A 3,288-nucleotide genomic window follows, 5' to 3' on the forward strand; every position below is an offset into this window, starting at 1 on the left:
CCGATCATGATGTTCGAGAACAGGCGCGAGACACCGAACAGGAAAGCGGCGACGCCGCCCACGAAGCCCAGCGGCCCCTTCACGCCCTTGTTCACGACGATATCGTAGATGTCGTAGCCGAGATCGCCCTGGGCGGGTGCCGAGAAGGCATGGGCCGGGCCGGCGATCAGGGCCACCATGCCCAAAGGGACGCCGATATTCGCCGCCGCAAGAGCCTTTTCACCGAATGTACGCATCATGGCATTGCTCCAAAAGGAGCCGTCCGGACATTCGCCTGCCGGCATCGACGAGGATCGGTGTCGGCCGGGGCGTCGGTGGACGGCTCCATGAGCCCGCCGCCGCCGGCATCCTTGTTCATCCGCCGGGCCGGGATCGGCCCGATTGGATGCCCTCCGGAAAAGAGATCGTCGCTTCGCGCGGCGGTGCGTGTGAACTCAGTGCGGCGCATCGGTGGCGACCTTCGCCAGCGCGGGCTTCGCGTGCCGGTCGAGGAAGGTCTCGAGTTCGGCCTGCTGGAAGCCCGAGATGAGCGTGCCGTCCGCAATGAGGGTCGGCGTTCCCGACACACCCACTTTGGCGACCAGCTCGGCATCGGCGGCGACCTTGTCGTGACCGCTTTCGCACTGGCGCAGGACCGGCGGGGTCTGGCCCGAATAAACGGCCCTGAAAGCAGCCTCGCGATCGGGCGAGCACAGTATGTGCTCGGCTTTGGCGGCAGCGGCCGGATGAATGCCGCTTACGAAGAAGATGAGCCGCCGGACCGGCTTGCCTTCGGCCAGCTTGGCGTTCCAGTAACGGTCGAGCGCCTGGCAGTAAGGGCAATCGGGATCGGTGAACTCGATCACCGTCGGCGCATCGACCGGCCCGATCGCCAGCGCTTTTGCGGGATCGATCGCCTTCAGCCGGCGGCTCGTGCGCTGTTCCTGGGCGAGCGCCGTCAGGTTGACGCCATCGCGATCGTAGACCGTGGCGAACAGCAGGTGCTCGCTCTGCGGCGCGAAATAGATGATCTTGCCGCCGGCGTAGGCTTCATAGATCGGCCCCTTGACCGGCGCGGGGCCGAAGTCCTCGAAGCGCAGATTGGTGAAGGTCTGGTGGAGTTGCCGCTCGGCTTCAGCCTGCGCATCACCGAACAGTCTAGCATCCGTCTGACCCGTAGCTACACGTTTGGAGTGGCGCGTGATCTGATCCTGATCCGGTTCATTGGCATGGGCGGAAGCAGACGACATGAGCGCAAGCCCTGCGACACTTGCCCCGGCAAGAAGCAGGCCCGGGCGCTTCGGCCAGGATAACGTCGCGGCCGCGTCTTCCCGCCGGCTCACAGGGTGTCGGGCCCTGGGCGCAAGATGCATTCTGGCCGCCATCGCCAGTTCACGAAAATCGTGGAACATCGACACATGCCTCCTTCTTCCGGCGCGCAGCGGTAGCGCGACGGGTCTTGTCATGCGGTTCGGGCTGGGAGCGTGGATAAGGGCTGCGCTCGCCGTCACCATGATGATCGGATGGATGAAGGATGATGCGAGCAATTAGCCGCGGCAATGGGCAGGGCACTGAGATACCGGATCGGAAATGCAGTACCGCAATCGGCAGTCCATTGCCGGATATGGTGCTTTCTCCGACTGTTTTTGCCGTCTTGTCTGTGGAAGCGCAGCCCTTGCGGGATCGCTTCGTGACCGAATCGGGCGAGGGAGTGACGGTGTGAGGGCGTCCAGGAGCTACAAGCTGCAACTCTCCGGGAAAGGCGTCGATGCGTTCCTTGCCTGCCACTGCCGGCTTGCGCGGCTGTCGCGCGAGTTCATTCCCTACGGACTGACACTCTACGTCGCCATGAGCATGCTCGACTCCAGCGATCCGGCCGATATCGCGGCCGAACTGGAATCACCCGATTGTGCAGTACTGGGCGGTAAATCAACGCGTTTTGTCGGCGCGACGACCCGGCTTGCCGAACTTGTCGACCGTATCAGCCGACGGCTTGCCGAGAGTGGCCAATACGGGCGCCCGGTTGCGACATGGCGTCTTTACAATGCGGGGCTTAGTCTGCTCCTGAGCCTGGACGACGCCGAGTTGGAGGCGATGTACGAAAGTGCCTCGATGATCATTCCCGCGAAAAGAGCGCGGTAACGCGATGATGGCACGTTCGAGTTCGAAGAAAATGGTTTCATCATGAAAGCATTACTGTTTGACCCTTGGCGTTATCAACAACATCCTTCCTCACGGGCTGCGCGTGGGAGCTTGAGCCATTGGCAAGGGAGACCTGGTCATGCCGCTTCGGGCGATACACAGCGCACGCGATCCTGCCGTACTTGAGACGATCAAGCTGATGTCGGGGAGGCGCATCGAAATGACACGACGGGCAGAGAAGATCACGCAGGAAAGCTTTGCCGCGCAGGTCGGGATCGGCGCGCGATGGCTGCGCGAGATCGAGGCCGGCAACCCCAAATCCCGGCTCGATGACCATTTCCGCTGCGCGCATGCACTGGGACTCTCTACCGGCCATCTCGTCATTCCCCTGCTCTTCATGGAACACCAGCGGGTGTTTCCGCGCGGCCTGCTCGAAGGCGATCTTTCGAAAATCGAAACCGTGTGCATCGATGCGATCGCCCGGCACAATCTCGATATGCTTTCATTTCAACTCCTCCCCCGCGATGCCGATCGTCGCCCCGATAGCCGGGAGGACGACTGAACGACGATGTCGCCGGGAGCCCGCCAGCATGAAACGGTCTACGTTCAGCTCAAGCAGGTTCTGCTTTCCGGCAGCTGTTTCGCGGATCGCGAACTGTCGGTGACGCAGCTCGCAGCAGACCTGGGAACCAGCGTTTCGCCCGTTCGTGATGCCTTGCACCGGCTCTACGGAGAAGGGCTGCTCGCGATGGGCGAGCATCGCGGATTTCGCCTCATCGGCTGGAGCGAGGAAGCCTTGCGCGATTGTTACACATGGCACGGACATCTCATCCGCATGGCCGTCAAGGCCCGGAAATCCAGGCGGCCCGATGATTCGCCAGTCCTTCAAATCTCTGCCATCGACTGTAGCTCGCCCGACCGGCTCGTCGAAAGCGCCGAAGCCATGTTTCTGGGTATCGCGGAGAGTTCGTGGTCGAACGAACTCGCCGCCGCCGTCAGAAACGCTGGTGAGCGCCTTCGGGCGGTGCGACTCGCCGAGACGGAGCGCTGGTCCGACTGCGGCGATGAACTGCTGGCCGCCAATACATTGGCGAGATCAGGAACCGGCCGAGCTCTTCTCGAGGTCTTATGGAACTATCACCGACGGCGTATTCGTGCCGCTAGGGG

General features: G+C 62.6%; 4 protein-coding genes and 1 pseudogene. 3 read left to right on the forward strand and 2 right to left on the reverse strand.

Features of this window, described 5'->3' with window-relative positions; genetic code table 11:
* Both VMR39_RS00430 and VMR39_RS00435 read right to left on the reverse strand, forming a co-directional pair.
* Positions 1–239: pseudogene (locus VMR39_RS00430) on the reverse strand (hypothetical protein); the annotation flags it as partial.
* A gap of 195 nt (positions 240–434) precedes the next feature.
* Positions 435–1,229: a DsbC family protein gene (locus tag VMR39_RS00435; RefSeq protein WP_325413289.1), complete on the reverse strand. Its 795-nt coding sequence runs from the start codon at positions 1,227–1,229 to the stop codon at positions 435–437.
* A gap of 469 nt (positions 1,230–1,698) precedes the next feature.
* Here VMR39_RS00435 and VMR39_RS00440 point away from each other — a divergent pair, with 469 nt between their 5' ends.
* The 3 genes from VMR39_RS00440 to VMR39_RS00450 form a co-directional block, all read left to right on the forward strand.
* Positions 1,699–2,121: a hypothetical protein gene (locus VMR39_RS00440; RefSeq protein WP_325413291.1), complete on the forward strand. Its 423-nt coding sequence runs from the start codon at positions 1,699–1,701 to the stop codon at positions 2,119–2,121.
* A gap of 139 nt (positions 2,122–2,260) precedes the next feature.
* Positions 2,261–2,683, forward strand: coding sequence for a transcriptional regulator (locus VMR39_RS00445; RefSeq protein ID WP_325413293.1), 423 nt, complete (start codon positions 2,261–2,263; stop codon positions 2,681–2,683).
* A 6-nt stretch (positions 2,684–2,689) separates the two neighbouring features.
* On the forward strand, positions 2,690–3,288 hold a 599-nt coding region (locus VMR39_RS00450), incomplete at its 3' end, for a GntR family transcriptional regulator (protein ID WP_325413295.1).

Origin of the sequence: Sphingobium sp. (assembly GCF_035511395.1) — a bacterium.
Taxonomy (GTDB): Bacteria; Pseudomonadota; Alphaproteobacteria; order Sphingomonadales; family Sphingomonadaceae; genus Sphingobium.